Genomic DNA, 17087 nt, shown 5'->3' with positions numbered 1-17087 from the left:
AAAATAACATGATGAACACTTTTTTCCGTTTGTTGTTTTTGGTATGTGCTGTTCAGGTGACTGTAGCCCAAAAACAAAGCTTTTCTTATCTCGATATCTTTGATCTTCAGTATGTATCCGACCCGCAAATTTCTCCCGATGGGGAATGGGTTGTATACCGTCGTATGGGCCTGGACATTATGAAGGATGCCGAAACGGGCAACCTTTGGTTGATCAAGGCCGATGGAAGCCAAAACCAAAAACTCACTTCTCGTGAAGTGAACGAAAGCAGTCCTAGATGGTCACCCAGTGGGGACCGTATTGTTTTTGCAAGCAGCACCGATGAGGGTTCTGAGATCTTTATGTATTGGGTGGCTTCAGGAAGAGTGGCGAAGCTTACCCAATTGCCCTTTAGCCCCAGTTCACTGACTTGGTCGCCAGACGGAACACAATTGGCCTTTTCCATGAATGTGCCGCAAGCACCTCCGGTAATTGCCAAAATTCCAGCCAAACCCAAAGGGGCCAAATGGCAAGATACGCCTCGGATAACGGATCGCGTTTACCATGAAGCGGATGGCAGAGGCTATATCGCACCTGGTTTCAACCATATTTTTACCATTCCCGCCAATGGAGGCGCTCCTCGTCAGATTACTTCTGGGGATTGGCATCACAGGGGTAACCTGTCCTGGGGAAAGGATGGGTCAACGATTTATTTTTCGGCCAATAGGGTGGACGATTGGGAGTACCGTTTTCGAAACAGTGAAATCTATTCGGTGAATGTGGAAACGGGTGAGATAACTGCCTTGACCGACCGTGATGGCCCTGACCATGATCCCCAAGTATCTCCCGATGGAAAAAGCATTGCCTATGTAGGGTATGAAGATAAGGTGCAAGCATATCAAACCCGAAAATTGCACATCATGGATATTGATGGCAATAACAAAAGGGTCGTTGCAGAGGATTTCGACCGATCTATTGCGGATATCCAATGGAACGCCAAAGGAGATGGAGTCTATGTATACTATGACGATAAAGGAAATGGAAAGGTTGGTCTGATTTCCCTTAATGGAAAGATAACCAAGTTGGTTGACAATGTTGGTGGAACTACCTTGGGCCGACCCTATTCCGGGGGATCATATAGTGTTTCCAACAACGGAACCATTGCGTACACCCAAACTAGGCCAGAATATCCATCGGATTTGGCCATTCTGGGATCAAAGGCAAAGAACCCTGTCCGGGTCACCCGTTTAAATGATGCCCTACTCAACTACAGGGAGCTGGGAAGGGTAGAAGGGGTCTGGTACAAATCGTCCGCGGATGGACGGGATATTCAAGGATGGGTGGTGTATCCTCCCAATTACGACCCAAACAAGAAATACCCTTTTATGGTCGAGAACCATGGTGGACCCATAGCTAATTATGGAGACCGATTTTCTACTGAAATGCAGTTGTTCGCGGCTGCCGGCTATGTGGTTTTTTATCCCAACCCAAGAGGAAGTACCAGCTATGGTGAGGAATTCGGGAATCTACTGTACAACAATTATCCTGGAGAGGATTATAATGATGTGATGGATGGTGTAGATCATTGCATCCAAAAGGGAATTGCCCACGAAGACCAACTGTTTGTGACCGGTGGAAGCGCCGGGGGAATTATGTCGGCATGGATGATTGGCAAAAACAATCGCTTTGAGGCCGCTGCGGTGATTAAGCCCGTGATGAACTGGATTAGTAAAACCCTTACTGCCGACAATTATTTTTATTATTTCGACCATCGATATCCGGGGCAGCCTTGGGAAAATTTTGAGGGTTACTGGAAATTTTCTCCCATTTCCCTCGTTGGAAATGTACAGACGCCTACCATGGTCATGGTGGGGATGGAAGATTTAAGAACACCGCCCAGTGAGGCCAAACAACTGTATCACGCGCTTAAACTGCGCAAGATCGAGACCGTTTTAGTCGAGGTTCCCGGGGCAAGCCATGGCATTGCAGGAAAACCAAGCAATCTCATGACCAAAGTGGCCCATATTGTGGCTTGGTTTGATAAGTATAGAACGGATAAAAAGAATGAGTAGTAAAAAAAGACATTGGCTCTGGAACATATTGATCGTTCTTACCTTGGTGGCCTGTACCCTTGCCTTTGTAGCTCATTACAAGAACTGGCAGAAAATCGAGGAGGGGGAGTTCAGTATTTTTTCAGGGATTTATCGTCAGAAGATTCCAATTGTCGATATGGACAGCATCATGTTGGTGGAGAAATTGCCTGAAATGGAGCGTTCTTCCGGTTTTTCATGGATGGCAAAGGAGAAAGGAGTGTTCAAGGATTCCATTACCCAGACCAAGGTCTATGTGTTTGTGGATGACCTGAGACAGCAAAAAGTCCGGTTGGTGCACCATGATTCCCTGAAAATGTATTTCAACCTACAGGACAGTCTGGAAACCCAAAAAATATATACTATTTTGCAATCAGAATTGATGGACAACCTCAAAGAACCAAAATGATTTCTTTAATCGTACAGGGTATGCAACCCAATAATTGTCCCAATTTACTATGAAACTGATTTTATTAGCGTTCGTGTTAATCCCGGCATCCCTTTTTTCGCAAAACACGATTTCGGTACACATTAAAAATGTGGATTCCACCAAAGGCCATGTGAATGTAGCGGTGTACAACTCAGATGATTCATTTTTATCGTTTGATGAAGTCCTTAAAACCGAAACGGTACCTGCCCATGAAGGGGTGGTAAGCTTGGAGATACAGGATTTGCCCATGGGAGAATACGCATTGGCCGTCTTCCATGATGAAAACGCCAACGGGAAACTGGATACCAACTGGTTGGGCATTCCAAAGGAGAAAGTGGCCTTTTCCAAAGCTAAGATGAAAGCTTTCGGCCCCCCAAAATACAAGGAGTGTGCCTTTAAGGTTACTTCAGATTATGAGATCAGTATTGATCTCTAACCAAAATGTTCTAAAATGGAAACCATTTTTCTCACACAGCTTATGGGCGCGCTCTATGGATTATTGGCAGTTGTTTTTGGTGCCTTTGGCGCCCATGCCCTTAAAAAGAAATTGACCCCTGAACTACTCCATAGTTTTGAGACAGGGGTCAAATATCAAATGTACCATGCCATTGTGCTATTGGTTTTGGGCTTTAATCTGGGCTTTGACCAGCCCTTGGATTCGGCCATTAGCAATTGCTTTATTTTTGGCACCCTTTTGTTTTCCTTCAGCATTTATGCACTCTGCCTGAGTGCTGCTAAGGGAGAAAAGCTTCGCTTTTTGGGTCCGGTAACCCCAATTGGGGGATTACTCTTGGTTGTGGGCTGGGCCTTGCTGCTCTACAAGTTTGTCTCGCCTATATTTTAAGGTATCAGTCAACCGTGACGGGAGTAATTTCCGGATAGAACCATGGCGTATGCTGATTGGTCACCGCGGTCCATTTCCAACCCTCTTTTTCTTTATGGGCGTTCAAGGTCATTAATCCAATCTCCTTAAAAGTGGTATCCGAAGGGACTTCCTTTTTGTGCCAGAACATTTTCCAGGAATAATAGGCTAGCGCATTTTGGGAATCCAATAGTCGTATTTTGGGCTTTCCTATTTCATAGTAGTACGCCAAGGAGTCATTGCCCATCATCATGCCATGAAACTTTTCAAGCCCTCCCTTCCTTCAAAATAATACCCTTGCGAATTGATCCAAGTGGCATCCTCCGTGAACCTACCCATGGCCAAGGCCATGTCTTTTTGGATCATAGCCGTTTCCCGGTCCGCAACCATCTGGATCAACTCCAAGGAATCCTGCTCACGGGTATTGGTAAGAGGCACAGTTTCATTTTGATTTTGACAGGATAGGACCGTTCCGCCAATCCATAGCAATCCCAAATAGAAAATCTTCATGACCTAAAGCCTTAAGTACATATTTCCATTGATGGTGTTCAAACGAAGCCGATGGGTGGCGTTGTCAAATTTGCCTTCCACTTTTTGACCTACATGCCGGTCCGTCACTTGCAGTTCCAGATGTTCATCGGCATAAATATTTCCATGGATGGTTTCGGCCACCAGACGGGAGTTTTTCATGACTAGGTCAATTTCACCATTGATGGTCTTCAGGTTCATATCACCAGCATATTTTTTAATTTCAATATTCCCATTGATAAGGTCGGCGGTAAAGTCTCCCTCGATAAGGTCGGCATTTAGATCGCCATTGATGCTGCTCACTTTGAAAATGGCATTCTTGGGAACGTAGAGCACATAGTTGAACCGATAGGTCTCATGCGTATGGTAATAGCGCCGTTCCCCTTCCGGGCGGTTTTTGTTCCACTCGTCATGAAAGGCATCAAAAACATCCTGCGGGTTGGAGGTGATGGTAATGGAACTGTTACTCTCATCAATGTCCAATTTATATTTATCCAAATATTTTCCGTCTTCCGTAGTGATGTCCGCCTTAAAATACACCGAGGACTTTTCCCAAGTCTTGACTTCGATTTTATAGGCAAACTTCACATCCAATTCTATGAATTGATTGGTGTAGGAAATGTTTTTCTCAATGATTTTCTGCGCATTGAGGGACAGACACAGGAGGCCCATCAATACTAGGGTCATTACATTTTTCATGAGGATTCGTTTTTAAGATGATGAATTCAATTATTGCTTTCTTAGGTAGATGTTGCCATTGGTGGATTTTAGGGAGATGTTCACGCCGCCATTGTTTATGGCTGCATTGACTTTACGGCCCGAAACGGATTTAAGCCCATCCTTTTCTTCGCGTTTTAGATCAAAATTGGTGTAGATGTCCCCGTTCACCGAACTTAGGGAAAGGTCTGCAGGGGTGTTTCCAGGCATGGTGACGTCCACAGCGCCATTGGTGGAATAAATGGAAATGGGGGAATTTTGCTTGACGGTTCCAAACCCCACGGTGACTTCGCCATTTAAGGTGTTGGCGGTAACAGGACCGTTCACATCCAAAATTTCAATACTGCCATTGAGTTGGGCGTCTGCCTCTATTTCGCCCGCGAAACCATCAATTTCTATGTTTCCGTTCCAGGTACTCTTTACGGCCACATTTTGGTTTTTGGGCAAAAAGATCTCGGCACCTTCCGATTTCCTCAAGTTTTTTACGATCAAGGTGTTCCCATCCTGTACCACATAAAACCCGACTTCGGTATTGTCGTTTCCGCCTTCTCCCACTAGGCGGAGCCCTTTCGCACGTTCTGAAACCTCATGCCGGTCACCGGCTTTGATCAAAATCTCATTGGACGCGTACGTTCTAACGGTGATGTCTGCCTTGGACTCGATCTTCACCCATTCTATCCCGTTGAGGGATTTGGTGTAATCGTTTTGTGCATGGCCCATGGCACTTAAGATAAGGGCCGTGAAAAGAAATGTCATTTTTTTCATGATTTTCGTTTTTTGATGTTTATGTTATTTTGGGTAATACTGCTTTGATCTGTTCTTTGATGAAAGGCTGCGTATCTTCTTGCTCCAACAGTTTTTTCATGGGAGCGATCGCTTTTTTCTCCTGTATCTGTACCAACATCTCAATGATGCCAATCTGGATGCTTGGGTTTTTTTCCTTCCCTAGGGCCTTGATGAAAACACTCTTTACGGTATCCGATGCGCTGAATTTTGAAAGGGCCTCAAAAGCGGTAAGGCGCACATTGTCATTTTCATCATGGAGCAAACGATTGGCCAACGCCTGTATGATGGCTTCATCCGGATGTTCAAACTCTTCAATATAATTGACGCCTTGTATGCGTTTGCTGGCGGATTGGTTTTCCATCAAGGAAAGCATGGCGGTCTGTTTCATTTGAAGGGTTTCGTCTTTTAAAGCGGTAATGTCCCCATCGACCTTTTTTTGTTGAAAGAGGCTTCCCATTTGAAAAGAAGCCACTAAAAGAGCGATGCTGGCGGCAACTTTGAGCAGATTGGTGGCCCAATTGGATTTTTTCTTCGGCGCCAACGGAACCACTTTTCCCAGATTTTCTTTTTCGGCATGCAAAGCTTCCTCAAATTTGTTCCTGAGTCGATCTGTAGGTACACGGGGAACGTCATCATCAAAAGCCTTGAACAGCGTTTTCATCTCTTCCAATTCTTTTTGACAGTTGGGGCATTGGGATAGATGCTCTTCTACCTTTTTCAGGGTATTTTCATCAAGAATGCCATCCAAATAGGCCGGAATTAAGTCCGAAATGTGATTATTCTTCATGGCTATAAACTTTCTAAATAAATTTTCTTCAATTTTTTAAGGATACGGCAGACCTTGGTCTTCATCGCTCCGGGGGTACTTCCCATGATTTCCGCTAGCTCTTCGTACCGTATCTCCTTGAATCGGTTTAGGATGATCAGCTCGCGATCTTCAGGGTCCAACTGGTTAAGGGCTTGCTGTAATTGGGAATAATCTTCCACACCTTCATCTCCATCGGATTTGTATTCAAGGACATCCAAACCATCATGATACTTGTGATTTCTCGTAAAATGACTTTTTAGACTATTCCGGGCTATGGTGAACAACCAGGAAACGAACGAGCCATTGTTATAGGAACTTCTGTATTTGATGAGCTTATAAAAAATATCTTGTGTCAAATCCTCACTCAACATGCTATCGCCGGACATCTTGTACAAAAAATTGTACACGTGTTTGTGATGTCGGTCAAATAGGACCTTGAGCACATCCAAATTGCCCTCAGCCACCTTTTGCATCAGTATTTCATCTGAAAGCGCTTCCAAATGCTGTTTTTAGTTGGTGTTTATCCTATATAGTCAGGAAATTGAAAAAGGTTACACATACGAAGAAAAAAATGTGAATAATATCATTTCATTTATTGGATAGTTTTGATCTTGATGACCCCACTAGATCCCCTTACTCCATACTCAGCGGCTTGAGCACCTGTGATGGCCTCAATGCTTTCAACAAGGAAACTGTCGATGAGTTGGTCCACGGACCGAAAGGAGTTGCCCACAATATATCCGTTGAGGACATACAAAGGTTCCGTTGCTTTTTCTCCATAAATTTGATTGGAGGCTTTAATAAAGTAGGGCACGCCATTTCTTAAGGTTACACCCGGAAGTTGTCGTATGCGTTGCAGAAGACTCATGTTTCCTTTGTTCCGTTGCTCAAGCTCTTTGGCGATTTCTGGATTGTAACCTGTGCTTTTGGTTCCTGAACAGCTAACCAAGAAGAAAATAAGGAACAAAATACTGAGGGTAAATAGCTGTTTCATAGTGGTGCAATTACCCTACAAGCTATTAATTTTTAGCGAACTAAGTAATTTTTAAAAAGAAAAGTGGACTAAAAAATCTCAGCCGCAACCACAATTGTCCTGTCCACAGGATTTGGAACCTTTCTTTTTGCCAAAGGCCATGGATTTCGGCAATATAAATTTCCAGACCAAGTAGGCTATGGCTACGGCCACTATAACATATACCAATAGTTGCTGAATTTCCATTAGCTGAGGATTTGATAGGCGATCATAGCAGTAAGATACGCAAATATGCTCATAAAAGTGAGCTGGAGCAACGGCCATTTCCATGAATTGGTCTCCCGTTTTACAATGGCCAAGGTGCTCATGCACTGCATGGCAAAGGCATAGAACAACATTAAAGAGATCCCTGAGGCCAGATTGAACAAAGGTTTTCCCGAAGGACTCAGTTCAGCGGCCATGCGGTTCTTTATGGTCTCTTCCTCATCACTACCTACACTGTAAATAGTGGCAAGGGTACCTACAAACACTTCACGGGCCGCAAAGGAAGTCAGAACGGCAATTCCAATTTTCCAGTCATAGCCCAAAGGTCTTACCAAGGGCTCAAATGCTTTTCCGGCATAGCCAATGTATGAATGTTCCAATTTATGGCTGGCTATTTCTTGGGCTTTGGCTCGTTCAATTAAATCTGCGGTACGAACCTGAATGGAATCTTGTACAGCTTCTTGGGAAATCCCCTCATGCTCAGCTGTTAGGCCAGTTGTATAATCGGAGATGTTGTTCTGAATGTAATTTTTGCTGTAAGTGGTTAGACCTTGCGCTTCAATCCGGTTGTTGACAATGTTTTCAGCATCATGAAAATCATCTGAGAACCCATTGGATCCCAAAAACCAAAGTACAATGGAGATGGCCAGGATGATTTTACCAGCTCCAAAGACAAAACTTTTTGTTTTTTCCAATACGGTATAGGCTACATTTTTAAAAAGAGGAATCCGATAGGTGGGCATTTCCACCAGAAAAAGTGACCTACTCTTTATTCTCATGATTTTGTTCAACACCATGGCCGAAAAAATGGCCATACCAAAACCAATTAGGTAAAGCAACATTAAAGTCAAAGCTTGATAACTAAGTCCCAAAAGGGAGCCTTCGGGAATCACCAAGGCAATGAGAATAAGATAAACGGGTAAGCGTGCTGAACAAGTGGTAAATGGAGTAACCAAAATTGTGATCAAGCGTTCTTTCCAATTTTCAATGGTCCTAGTGGCCATTACCGCAGGAATGGCGCAGGCCGTTCCAGAAATCAGGGGGACCACACTTTTCCCGCTTAGCCCAAAGGGGCGCATAAGTCGGTCCATCAAGAATACAACCCGACTCATATATCCGGACTCTTCAAGCAAGGAAATGAAAAGGAACAAAAAAGCGATTTGAGGAATAAAGATGACAATGCCCCCAATTCCGGCCAAAATACCTTCCGCCAACAAATCTGTGAGCACTCCAGGGGGCAAGGTGTTTTTTAACCATTCACTGCCAGCAGCAAATTGTTCATCAATATAATCCATGGGATAGCTGCTCCAATCAAAAATAGCTTGGAATATGAGCAGTAGAATGGCAAAAAATATCAAGTATCCAAAAACTTTGTGTGTTAGAACCTTATCTATGGAGCCTCGGAACCCTTTGGCATTCTGGAAGTCTACTTTATAGGTTTCCTTGAGGGCATTATTGATAAATTGATATCGCAATACCGTTTCCTTATGCTGGAGCCTTTTGAGTTCTTCCTTGGATTTAAGGGAAAATGATGTGGCGGCTTCTATTCGGTTTTTTTCAATGGACATAAAGTTTACGTCCTGTGTAATGACCAGCCATAATTTGTAAAGGTCTTCATTGGGGAAAGCCTTTTGTAGTCCACCAAAATAGACTGGTGCTATACGGGTAGTATCCAGATTAGGCTTGGTGGATAAGCTTTTATAGTCCGCAATATGTTGCTTTAGCTGATCAATGCCATTCCCTTTTCTGGTACTTACCAAGGCAATCTTAGTGTCCAGCTTTTCTTCCAAGGCCGCTATGTCAAGGGTAATTCCTTTTCGTGACATACGATCGGCCATGTTTATGGCAAGAATGGTAGGTATGCGAAGGTCTTTGATCTGCGTAAAAAGAAGGAGGTTTCTTTTTAGGTTTTCAACATCGCTGATCACCACAGCAACATCTGGATAGTCCTTATTATTTTTGTTGAGCAACAATTCCACAGCCACACTTTCATCCAAAGAGGTGGTATTAAGGCTGTATGTGCCTGGAAGATCAAGAATATGGGCTTTAACACCTCGAGGAAGTTTACAGATTCCCTCCTTTTTCTCCACAGTGATGCCGGGATAGTTACCGACCTTTTGTTTAAGACCGGTTAATTGATTAAAAACAGAGGTCTTTCCAGTATTGGGATTGCCGATCAGGGCAACATTTATGTTCTTGCTCATATGGCCGAGGTATCTTCAATAATGTCCAACTCAATACACCGGGCCAATGATCGTCTAATGGCAATGTGACTTCCACTCAGGTTGATGTAAATAGGGTCTTTTAGCGGGGCAACTTGTACCAATTCTACAATATTGCCGGGCAAACATCCCAATTCCAAAAGCTTTATGGGAAGGGTATGTTCGGAAAACTCTTTGATTACCCCTTTCTGCCCATGTACAAGATCCGCTACTGTTGCCACTGTTTTTATTTAGATTGATTTTAATTAGCGTCAAAAATACGTAAAAAAGACATAATACAATATGCAAAAGGAAATGATCCCATTGGAACTATTCTGCATAACTGGCTTTTAAAGTCTTGAGGTCTTCGAGCAGTTTGTTGATCTCTTCCCTGTTAGTGCCATCGTAAAATCCGCGGATTCTTCGTTCTTTATCCACAAGAATGAAGTTTTCTGTATGAATCATGTCATATGCGCCTCCGTCACCATCCGTTTTTACAGCCAAATAGGATTTTCTGGCCAGCTCATAAATCTGTTTTTTATCACCAGTGACCAAATTCCATTTACGATCCACCACTCCTTTTTCCAAAGCATACTTTTTCAATTGGGGTACGGAGTCTATCACTGGCGTCACGGAATGGGAGAGTAACATAACTTCATCATCGTCCATAATGGCATCTTGTATTTCGGCCATGTTTTTTGTCATGATAGGACAAATGGTGGGGCAGGTGGTAAAGAAAAAGTCCGCCACGTAGATTTTATCTTTGTAATTCTCTTGGGTAACAGTTTTTCCGTTTTGGTTGGTGAGTTCAAAATCGGCAATCTTATGGTACTTCTTTTTGTAGTGCAGAGTACTGTCAACAAGGGTAGGGTCTACCATGGAAGGTTGGTAAACGGGAAGCATTTTTTGGGGTTGTAGCGCATTGTAAAACAGATAGATGATAACCGAAGAAAGCATCAATAGTACTGCCCCAAAAAACTTGTATTTTGAAAAGAAGGAAAGCATAGCTGCAAAATTACGGCTGTCAAGAGGATTCTTCAAGGTGAAACCCAGTTTTTGTTGCTAAATCTTTCTTAAAACAAACCTCTGCCCAAAAAGCTGTTTTTATATCACTTGGTAAAAGGTTACTTTTGTGAGTTTTAACAAAACACTTCGGATGAGTCCCATACTTATAAAGACCATACAATTCTTTCTTAGTTTATCCTTGCTCATTGTACTTCATGAGCTTGGGCACTTTATTCCCGCTAAGATTTTTAAGACCCGGGTTGAAAAATTCTACCTCTTTTTTGATGTAAAGTTTTCCCTTTTCAAGAAGAAAATTGGGGAGACCGTATATGGTATTGGGTGGCTGCCCTTAGGAGGTTATGTGAAAATTTCCGGGATGATCGATGAAAGTATGGACACCGAGCAGATGAAGGAAGAGCCCAAACCGTGGGAATTTCGCAGTAAACCGGCGTGGCAACGTCTGATCATAATGCTGGGTGGGGTCACGGTTAACTTTATTCTAGCGGTAATCATATACATTGGAATGGCTTATTCCTATGGGGATCAGTATATTCCCATGGAGAGCCTTAAGGACGGGGTTTGGGTCACCGAAAAGAGTATTGGAGATAAACTAGGCATACAAACAGGAGACAAAATCCTTGCGGTAGATGGTAAGGAGTTGGAATCTTTTGATAAGGTTTTTGGTGAGTTGATCAATGGGAACAACATCACCATTGAGCGCAATGGTCAGCAGATTGAAAAAGAAATCCCAGTGGATTTCATTGCCACCTTGCTTGAAGATGAGGATAAAATACGGTTTTTGAGTTTTAGGGTTCCTTTTGTAGTAAATAAGGTTCCCAAGAGTTCGCACAACAAAGATGCTGGCTTTAGTGCCAAGGACAAGTTCGTGGCCGTCAATGGTCAAGCAGCCGAATATAGAGATGAAGTGATTGACTTCTTGGAGAAGAACAAGGGTCAGGAAATCAATGTAACGGTACAAAGGGAAGATGGCTCCAAGGCTGATGTTACCGCCCAAGTAAATGATGAGGGTATGTTGGGCTTGGAAGTTGGAGGTTATACCATGGAAGACCTTGAAGACGAAGGATATTTTTCCATAAAGACCCAAAACTATTCTTTTGTCGAAGCGATACCTGCTGGTATAAACAAGGGTGTAAATACCTTGTCCAGCTATGTGAAACAACTCAAGAAAATATTTAACCCAGAAACTGGGGCATATAAAGGAGTTGGAGGATTTGCAGCTATCGGTAGTCTATTTCCTGATACCTGGAATTGGGCAACCTTTTGGTCCACCACAGCATTTATATCCATTATGTTGGCCTTTATGAACATCTTGCCCATACCTGCTTTGGATGGGGGGCATGTAGCATTCCTATTATACGAAATGGTCACTGGGCGCAAGCCAAGCGACAAGTTTTTGGAGTATGCCCAGATGGTGGGCTTCTTCCTATTGATTGGTTTATTGCTGTTTGCGAACGGTAATGATTTGTACAAATGGCTTTTTAAATAGAAAAGCGGTTTTTTTCTTTGTAGTGTATTAAAGAATCTGCTATATTTGCACCCGCTTAAGGTAAAATATTCCTCCTTAGCTCAGTTGGTTAGAGCATCTGACTGTTAATCAGAGGGTCCTTGGTTCGAGCCCAAGAGGGGGAGCAAAAGCGAAGAAAGCCATACGAAAGTGTGGCTTTTCTCATTTTTACACTACTGTCTTTTGCAATAACTTTATCTTGGGCCAATCCGAATGGTAACAAAAAAGAAAAAGCCTGATAAGTACTAAATTACTGGTTTTTTGAGATTGCTCAAGCTTTAATAGATTCTATTCCAATCAAAGCAACCATACTAACTACCGTATCTGTCAATCAATTTGGGCAAACGCACATTTAAAAATTCAATTTGTTGTTCTATTCCGTTAGGTGTGTCATGGTTGTGGGTAGAAACAACAATAAGCTTCTTGGCAGGGACCATAATAATAAACTGCCCCCCATAACCCATACCATAATCAATAAGGTCACCATTAAGGGTTGCTTTATACCAGCAATACCCATGACTGGAATTTTTTAACCCCCATTGCGTGGGCTTTTTCTCGATGGGATCAAAAAGGGTATTCACCCAAGTTTCGGATATTAAGGAAACCCCATTGTGTCTGCCCTTGTTTTCCAAAAGTAGGCCAATTTTCATAAGATCCATAGGTTTCATTTTTAGGCCCAGACCGCTACCATCATAATGGCCATCATTTCTCCTCTGCCAATCAACCTCATCTATGCGCAAAGGCGTAAACAGTACCTTATTTGCAAATGCAGCGGTAGATATTCCAGTAGTTCTACTAATGATCGCGGACAGCAAATGCGTAGCACCAGAATTGTAGTTGTAGGTGGTGCCCGGGGCATTCAGAAGTGGTTTTTTTAGGACAAAACCAATGGGGTCTTCACTTTGCAACCACGCCCCATGTTCCAAATAACCTTTCCATGCAAGTCCTGAAGTTTGGTTTAATACATGCTTAATGGTGATGGAACGTTTATTGGAATCGGAAAGTGTTTCAAATTCTGTTGGGAAGTAGTTTACGATGGGCTCATCCACACTTTTTATATAGCCCTTGTCAACTGCTATGCCAATCAGGACACTCATAATGCCTTTTGTCAACGATTGCACATTGCACAAGCTGTCCTTGGTCTTTTGGTTGTAGTACTCTTCAAAAACCAATTCCCCATTCTTGGACACCAAGATAGCATAGCTATAGTTGTTTTCTATAGAAACATTGTTCGCTGTATAAATTTGTGCAGAAACTTGTTTCTCTTTCTGTTTGCAAGAAAAAAAGAGGAATAACAAGATTGAGGCCAAAAGGTGGATGCAGATTTTTGATGTCATTTATCTTGGTTGTTGGTATAAGGATTACTTTGAACTGAAATCACCTTACAAGTCTAGTTTAATCCTCGGGACCCACCCAAGCAAACGGATTGTGGGCCACTTCCCAGAGGTGACCGTCCAAGTCTTTAAAATAGCCATGGAAACCGCCCCAATCTGCTCTTTGGGCAGATTTCACCAATACGGCACCTGCGTTGATGGCCTGTTCCAAGACTTCGATAACTTCGTTTTCCGAAGCTACGTTATGGGCTAAATTTATTCCCGTATATCCGCTCCCTTCGGGAGGAACACCGGCATCGGCTGCCAAACTTTCACGCTCCGAAAGCCCAAGCCATGTACCGTTCAGGTTAAAAAAGGCAACGCCGGGAGGAGAGGGGAGCATGGGCAGTCCCAGCCCATCGCGATAAAATTCAATGGATTTTCCTAGGTCGGCGACCCCCAAAGAGACCATACTGATTCTAGGTTTCATAGGTTCTTATTTGTTTTCATATTCAGGGTTCAGTGTTGTAGGAATGGGAGCTTTTGTTTCTTCCCACCATGTTTTAAGGTCTTTGAGCAGCTCCTCCTTTTTTTCAGGCTCCTGCGAAGCCAAATTGTTCCTTTCACTACGATCTGTTGTCAGATTAAAGAGTTCAATTTCGTCATTTTCAAAATAATAGTGCAGTTTCCAGTCCCCTTTTCGTATTACGGAGCCTGGCCTTGTTCGGAACAAACTATCCCTGTTTTTATTGTCTGAGGCATTGTAGGCTTCCAAGTAAATGGGGAAATGCCAATATAACTCGCGGTCCAATGAACTGGTTTTTCCCTCTAAAATAGGAGAGAGGTCATGGCCATCCAACTCCTTTTGGCCCTCTTGGATTCCGGCATAGTGCATCAGGGTCGGGAAAAGGTCTAAGTTGGTGATGGGAACATCGCTTTTGGAATGGGCGGGGATGTTGTCCTTCATCACAAAGAAAAAGGGTACGCGGATACCCCCTTCGTAATAGCTTCCCTTACCTGCCCGTAGTGGTTGTTGTTGGGTAATGCCGTAGAGTCCGCCATTGTCCGAAGTAAAAACGATCAGCGTACGGTCAAAAACACCCTTTTCCTTCAATTTTGAGATCAATAGCCCAATATTCCTGTCCAAATTCTCCACCATGGTGGCATATTCGGCATTGTGTTGTCCGTTGGAGCCAGATTTTTGCTGGTATTTTCCCAATAGATCTGCCACAGGCTGTATGGGAGTGTGCACTGCATAAGGAGCATAATATAGGAGAAAGGGTTGGGTCACGGTGTCCACAAATTTTAGGGTCTTTTCCATGATTACATCGGTAAGGTAGCAATCGCCATCTGTATTTAGATCTACATTTTGATATGGCGGGTAATAACTGCTGGGATGCCCATTGTGCCCGCCACCAATGTTCAGTTCAAAACCATAATCCAGGGGGTTGTCGCTGATGTGCCATTTGCCCGAATGGCAGGTAGCATAGCCGTTCTTGTGCAATATTTTGGAAAAGGTGGTATGGGTCTGGGCCAGTGTGGTCGTGTTTCGGATGGGAATGAGCTTTCGGTCTTTCGATGTACCCCTCTCGGAGGAATTGACGGTATAGATGCCATGACGGGGCGTCCATTGTCCTGTAAGAAGACTGGCCCTGCTCGGGGCACAGTTGGATGCACCTGCATAGCCATTGCTGAACACCATGCCTTGGGTCGAGAGCGCATCAATATGTGGGGTTTCGTAATAGGTGCTGCCCATAAAGCCCACATCTTTCCAGCCCATATCATCCACATTGATGATCAAGATGTTAGGCCGTTCCACGGTAGGGGAAGGGTTATCGCAAGCACTGATACAAAGTATCAGAAGAACAAAAGCAATGCAGAGAGTTGACCTCATGAAGGTTTGGTTTGATTTTTCATTGATGACCTTACTAAGATACAATTCGCAAGTCATTTTGTGGGTTAGTTCATGCTTTGGTGCCATTGGGATGTATGACAAATGGGCTATCTTGTAGCGAGTATCCAACCAACCATCTATGTCGCCATCTACCACCAACGTTTCCCAACGTCTTTTTTCCTTGGATGTATTCCGGGGATTGACCATGTTCCTATTGATTGCCGAAGCTGCCGGATTTCACGCTAATTTTTCAGCCTTGGCCGAAGGCACTTGGTTGGAAGGGCTTGCCCATCAATTACACCATCACCCTTGGAACGGGCTTCGGTTTTGGGACTTGATCCAGCCCTTTTTCATGTTCATTGTGGGAGTGGCCATGCCTTTTTCAAAACGTAAGCGACTGGCCAACGGGGACAAGCGCGCAGTGACCCGCCATATCTTGAAAAGGTGTTTCCTACTGTTCAGTTTTGGGGTGCTGTTGCACTGTGTCTACAGTCATAAACTGGTCTGGGAACTTTGGAACGTTCTGGTGCAGTTGGCGTTCACCATACTGATTGCCTACGCCATCATGCAGCTTCCCCATAAAGTTCAACTCGCCATATCCGCAGCACTTTTGGTATTGACCGAAGTGTTGTACCGGGCCTACAATCCCGAAAACCCATACAACCAAGGCGAAAGTTTTGGTTCTTGGGTAGATATGCTGGTAATGGGAAAGACCAATAGTGGTTATTGGGTCTTCATCAATTTTATCCCTACGGCAGCCCACACCATTTGGGGCGTGGTCTGCGGACAGGTTTTGCTCTCCAATAGGGATGCGAAGGAAAAACTAAAGGCATTCGTCATTTGGGGACTGGGGATTCTGGTGCTTGGCCTGGCCATGGACGTGCTGGACATCACCCCGATGATCAAAAGGATTGCCACCACCTCCTTTACCTTGGCCTCTGGGGGCATTGCCATTCTGGTATTGGCCTTGTTCTATTGGGGGATCGATGTTAAGGGTTATAAGGCCAATTGGTTGAAAATATTCTCCGTAGTGGGCACCAACTCCATCTTTATCTATTTGTTTGCGGAGACCGTGGGGGTGCAATGGTTTCAGGATTTTGGAAAGATTTGGACCGAAGGGCTCTTGGCCCCGATCGGCCTGCCCCAAGATTGGATCATGGTAATCAATGCCTTGCTCGTGCTCTTTATCTTTTGGCACCTCACCTATTTCTTGGACCGGAAGAAAGTCTATTTTAAAGTGTAAGGACGTTTATGAACAAAACCAATAGGAAGAGAAATCAAATGCAAAGTTGGAGAGCATCATACGTTTTTCAGGTATTCCAAGACTCTGCTGAATAGATTAAACTGCTTTTTTCAGCAAAAATTGAGAGTCCCCCGGCTTTTAGAATCGCGTTTCCCGCTTTAATTATTGATTCTTGTTGATTGTATTCACTTTCGGTTAAATCCATTCTGATAAAAAAATCGGAATCCTTGAACTTTCCAAAAAAATCTAAATTGTCAAAATCTGACTTTTCAAGAATTTGAATTCCAAATGATTCTTGAGTGTTCATATTCAACATTATATATCCTGCGAAAACAAATTCATTCATGTTGTTCTTTGCAATTGACCCCACTATTTCACTTCTATCGTTCCAATTTCCAGGAATCCAAAAAACTTCATCGTTCGGAAATTCCACCTGTGGTTTTTTCTTTCTTCTAAATGGATTTTTCAT

At 43.5% G+C, this 17087-nt stretch carries 21 protein-coding genes and 1 tRNA gene; 7 read left to right on the top strand and 15 right to left on the bottom strand.

The window, feature by feature from the left end:
• Nucleotides 1-8 precede the first annotated feature (8 nt).
• Genes EZV76_RS01565 through EZV76_RS01550 form a run of 4 tightly spaced genes read left to right on the top strand, consistent with a single transcriptional unit; the run spans nucleotide 9 to nucleotide 3343 of the window.
• Entirely contained in the window at nucleotides 9-2051 is a 2043-nt protein-coding gene (locus EZV76_RS01565; RefSeq protein WP_136564834.1) for a S9 family peptidase, read from the top strand.
• Nucleotides 2044-2478 carry a hypothetical protein gene (locus EZV76_RS01560; RefSeq protein ID WP_136564833.1) on the top strand — a complete coding sequence of 145 codons (435 nt, stop codon included), beginning with the start codon at nucleotides 2044-2046 and terminating at the stop codon, nucleotides 2476-2478. Before EZV76_RS01565 ends, EZV76_RS01560 begins: the two co-directional genes overlap by 8 nt.
• A gap of 49 nt (nucleotides 2479-2527) precedes the next feature.
• On the top strand, nucleotides 2528-2935 hold the full coding sequence (locus EZV76_RS01555; protein ID WP_136564832.1) for a DUF2141 domain-containing protein: 408 nt from the start codon (nucleotides 2528-2530) through the stop codon (nucleotides 2933-2935).
• A 15-nt stretch (nucleotides 2936-2950) separates the two neighbouring features.
• Nucleotides 2951-3343, top strand: coding sequence for a DUF423 domain-containing protein (locus EZV76_RS01550; protein WP_136564831.1), 393 nt, complete (start codon nucleotides 2951-2953; stop codon nucleotides 3341-3343).
• A 4-nt stretch (nucleotides 3344-3347) separates the two neighbouring features.
• On the opposite strand, the gene EZV76_RS01545 is transcribed toward EZV76_RS01550, so the two are convergent.
• The 11 genes from EZV76_RS01545 to EZV76_RS01500 form a co-directional block, all read right to left on the bottom strand.
• Nucleotides 3348-3614, bottom strand: a complete 267-nt coding sequence (locus tag EZV76_RS01545; protein WP_136564830.1) for a hypothetical protein — start codon at nucleotides 3612-3614, stop codon at nucleotides 3348-3350.
• Complete coding sequence (locus EZV76_RS01540) at nucleotides 3611-3871, bottom strand: Cif family virulence factor (RefSeq protein ID WP_136564829.1); 261 nt, start codon at nucleotides 3869-3871, stop codon at nucleotides 3611-3613. Before EZV76_RS01540 ends, EZV76_RS01545 begins: the two co-directional genes overlap by 4 nt.
• A 3-nt stretch (nucleotides 3872-3874) precedes the next feature.
• Nucleotides 3875-4588 (bottom strand): DUF4097 family beta strand repeat-containing protein, encoded by a 714-nt coding sequence (locus EZV76_RS01535; protein WP_136564828.1) that lies wholly within the window; start codon nucleotides 4586-4588, stop codon nucleotides 3875-3877.
• Nucleotides 4589-4618: 30 nt separating this feature from the next.
• A complete protein-coding gene (locus EZV76_RS01530) occupies nucleotides 4619-5371 on the bottom strand; it encodes a DUF4097 family beta strand repeat-containing protein (protein WP_136564827.1) in 753 nt (250 codons plus the stop codon).
• A gap of 19 nt (nucleotides 5372-5390) precedes the next feature.
• Complete coding sequence (locus EZV76_RS01525) at nucleotides 5391-6179, bottom strand: HEAT repeat domain-containing protein (protein ID WP_136565523.1); 789 nt, start codon at nucleotides 6177-6179, stop codon at nucleotides 5391-5393.
• A gap of 2 nt (nucleotides 6180-6181) precedes the next feature.
• Nucleotides 6182-6700 (bottom strand): RNA polymerase sigma factor, encoded by a 519-nt coding sequence (locus EZV76_RS01520; RefSeq protein WP_136564826.1) that lies wholly within the window; start codon nucleotides 6698-6700, stop codon nucleotides 6182-6184.
• Nucleotides 6701-6792: 92 nt separating this feature from the next.
• Nucleotides 6793-7194: a TonB-dependent receptor gene (locus EZV76_RS01515; RefSeq protein WP_136564825.1), complete on the bottom strand. Its 402-nt coding sequence runs from the start codon at nucleotides 7192-7194 to the stop codon at nucleotides 6793-6795.
• A 78-nt stretch (nucleotides 7195-7272) separates the two neighbouring features.
• Complete coding sequence (locus EZV76_RS17165) at nucleotides 7273-7419, bottom strand: hypothetical protein (RefSeq protein ID WP_201741807.1); 147 nt, start codon at nucleotides 7417-7419, stop codon at nucleotides 7273-7275.
• Nucleotides 7419-9641 (bottom strand): ferrous iron transport protein B, encoded by a 2223-nt coding sequence (feoB, locus tag EZV76_RS01510; RefSeq protein ID WP_136564824.1) that lies wholly within the window; start codon nucleotides 9639-9641, stop codon nucleotides 7419-7421. Before feoB ends, EZV76_RS17165 begins: the two co-directional genes overlap by 1 nt.
• Nucleotides 9638-9880, bottom strand: a complete 243-nt coding sequence (locus EZV76_RS01505; RefSeq protein WP_136564823.1) for a FeoA family protein — start codon at nucleotides 9878-9880, stop codon at nucleotides 9638-9640. Before EZV76_RS01505 ends, feoB begins: the two co-directional genes overlap by 4 nt.
• Nucleotides 9881-9968: 88 nt before the next feature.
• Nucleotides 9969-10643 (bottom strand): SCO family protein, encoded by a 675-nt coding sequence (locus EZV76_RS01500; protein ID WP_136565522.1) that lies wholly within the window; start codon nucleotides 10641-10643, stop codon nucleotides 9969-9971.
• Between the two features lie 151 nt (nucleotides 10644-10794).
• Here EZV76_RS01500 and rseP point away from each other — a divergent pair, with 151 nt between their 5' ends.
• Both rseP and EZV76_RS01490 read left to right on the top strand, forming a co-directional pair.
• Complete coding sequence (gene rseP, locus EZV76_RS01495; RefSeq protein WP_136564822.1) at nucleotides 10795-12150, top strand: RIP metalloprotease RseP; 1356 nt, start codon at nucleotides 10795-10797, stop codon at nucleotides 12148-12150.
• A 69-nt stretch (nucleotides 12151-12219) separates the two neighbouring features.
• A tRNA-Asn gene (locus EZV76_RS01490) sits at nucleotides 12220-12293 on the top strand.
• A gap of 186 nt (nucleotides 12294-12479) precedes the next feature.
• Here the strand turns inward: EZV76_RS01490 and EZV76_RS01485 are convergent.
• Genes EZV76_RS01485 through EZV76_RS01475 form a run of 3 tightly spaced genes read right to left on the bottom strand, consistent with a single transcriptional unit; the run spans nucleotide 12480 to nucleotide 15375 of the window.
• Nucleotides 12480-13505 (bottom strand): serine hydrolase domain-containing protein, encoded by a 1026-nt coding sequence (locus tag EZV76_RS01485; protein WP_136564821.1) that lies wholly within the window; start codon nucleotides 13503-13505, stop codon nucleotides 12480-12482.
• 58 nt (nucleotides 13506-13563) lie between these two features.
• Entirely contained in the window at nucleotides 13564-13971 is a 408-nt protein-coding gene (locus EZV76_RS01480) for a VOC family protein (protein ID WP_136564820.1), read from the bottom strand.
• A 6-nt stretch (nucleotides 13972-13977) separates the two neighbouring features.
• Nucleotides 13978-15375 carry a sulfatase gene (locus tag EZV76_RS01475; protein ID WP_236640832.1) on the bottom strand — a complete coding sequence of 466 codons (1398 nt, stop codon included), beginning with the start codon at nucleotides 15373-15375 and terminating at the stop codon, nucleotides 13978-13980.
• A gap of 139 nt (nucleotides 15376-15514) precedes the next feature.
• Between EZV76_RS01475 and EZV76_RS01470 the strand changes: the two genes are divergently transcribed.
• Entirely contained in the window at nucleotides 15515-16618 is a 1104-nt protein-coding gene (locus tag EZV76_RS01470; RefSeq protein WP_136564819.1) for an acyltransferase family protein, read from the top strand.
• Between the two features lie 67 nt (nucleotides 16619-16685).
• On the opposite strand, the gene EZV76_RS01465 is transcribed toward EZV76_RS01470, so the two are convergent.
• Nucleotides 16686-17087: a hypothetical protein gene (locus EZV76_RS01465; RefSeq protein ID WP_136564818.1), complete on the bottom strand. Its 402-nt coding sequence runs from the start codon at nucleotides 17085-17087 to the stop codon at nucleotides 16686-16688.

The organism is Flagellimonas alvinocaridis, assembly GCF_004916895.1.
In the GTDB taxonomy this organism is placed as follows: Bacteria; Bacteroidota; Bacteroidia; order Flavobacteriales; family Flavobacteriaceae; genus Flagellimonas; species Flagellimonas alvinocaridis.
The sequence above is the reverse complement of the archived record's forward strand: the minus strand, read 5'-3'. Positions and strand labels throughout refer to the sequence as shown.

Bases quoted from the DNA above. Each gene is read 5' to 3' on its own strand.
- EZV76_RS01555 (WP_136564832.1), top strand. From the start codon at position 2,528: ATGAAACTGATTTTATTAGCGTTCGTGTTAATCCCGGCATCCCTTTTT.
- rseP (WP_136564822.1), top strand. From the start codon at position 10,795: ATGAGTCCCATACTTATAAAGACCATACAATTCTTTCTTAGTTTATCC.
- EZV76_RS01475 (WP_236640832.1), bottom strand. From the start codon at position 15,375: ATGAGGTCAACTCTCTGCATTGCTTTTGTTCTTCTGATACTTTGTATC.
- EZV76_RS01530 (WP_136564827.1), bottom strand. From the start codon at position 5,371: ATGAAAAAAATGACATTTCTTTTCACGGCCCTTATCTTAAGTGCCATG.
- EZV76_RS01500 (WP_136565522.1), bottom strand. From the start codon at position 10,643: ATGCTTTCCTTCTTTTCAAAATACAAGTTTTTTGGGGCAGTACTATTG.
- EZV76_RS01485 (WP_136564821.1), bottom strand. From the start codon at position 13,505: ATGACATCAAAAATCTGCATCCACCTTTTGGCCTCAATCTTGTTATTC.
- EZV76_RS01540 (WP_136564829.1), bottom strand. From the start codon at position 3,871: ATGAAGATTTTCTATTTGGGATTGCTATGGATTGGCGGAACGGTCCTA.
- EZV76_RS01465 (WP_136564818.1), bottom strand. From the start codon at position 17,087: ATGAAAAATCCATTTAGAAGAAAGAAAAAACCACAGGTGGAATTTCCG.
- EZV76_RS01565 (WP_136564834.1), top strand. From the start codon at position 9: ATGATGAACACTTTTTTCCGTTTGTTGTTTTTGGTATGTGCTGTTCAG.
- EZV76_RS01525 (WP_136565523.1), bottom strand. From the start codon at position 6,179: ATGAAGAATAATCACATTTCGGACTTAATTCCGGCCTATTTGGATGGC.
- EZV76_RS01535 (WP_136564828.1), bottom strand. From the start codon at position 4,588: ATGAAAAATGTAATGACCCTAGTATTGATGGGCCTCCTGTGTCTGTCC.
- EZV76_RS17165 (WP_201741807.1), bottom strand. From the start codon at position 7,419: ATGGAAATTCAGCAACTATTGGTATATGTTATAGTGGCCGTAGCCATA.
- EZV76_RS01470 (WP_136564819.1), top strand. From the start codon at position 15,515: ATGTCGCCATCTACCACCAACGTTTCCCAACGTCTTTTTTCCTTGGAT.
- EZV76_RS01515 (WP_136564825.1), bottom strand. From the start codon at position 7,194: ATGAAACAGCTATTTACCCTCAGTATTTTGTTCCTTATTTTCTTCTTG.
- EZV76_RS01545 (WP_136564830.1), bottom strand. From the start codon at position 3,614: ATGATGATGGGCAATGACTCCTTGGCGTACTACTATGAAATAGGAAAG.
- EZV76_RS01550 (WP_136564831.1), top strand. From the start codon at position 2,951: ATGGAAACCATTTTTCTCACACAGCTTATGGGCGCGCTCTATGGATTA.
- feoB (WP_136564824.1), bottom strand. From the start codon at position 9,641: ATGAGCAAGAACATAAATGTTGCCCTGATCGGCAATCCCAATACTGGA.
- EZV76_RS01560 (WP_136564833.1), top strand. From the start codon at position 2,044: ATGAGTAGTAAAAAAAGACATTGGCTCTGGAACATATTGATCGTTCTT.
- EZV76_RS01480 (WP_136564820.1), bottom strand. From the start codon at position 13,971: ATGAAACCTAGAATCAGTATGGTCTCTTTGGGGGTCGCCGACCTAGGA.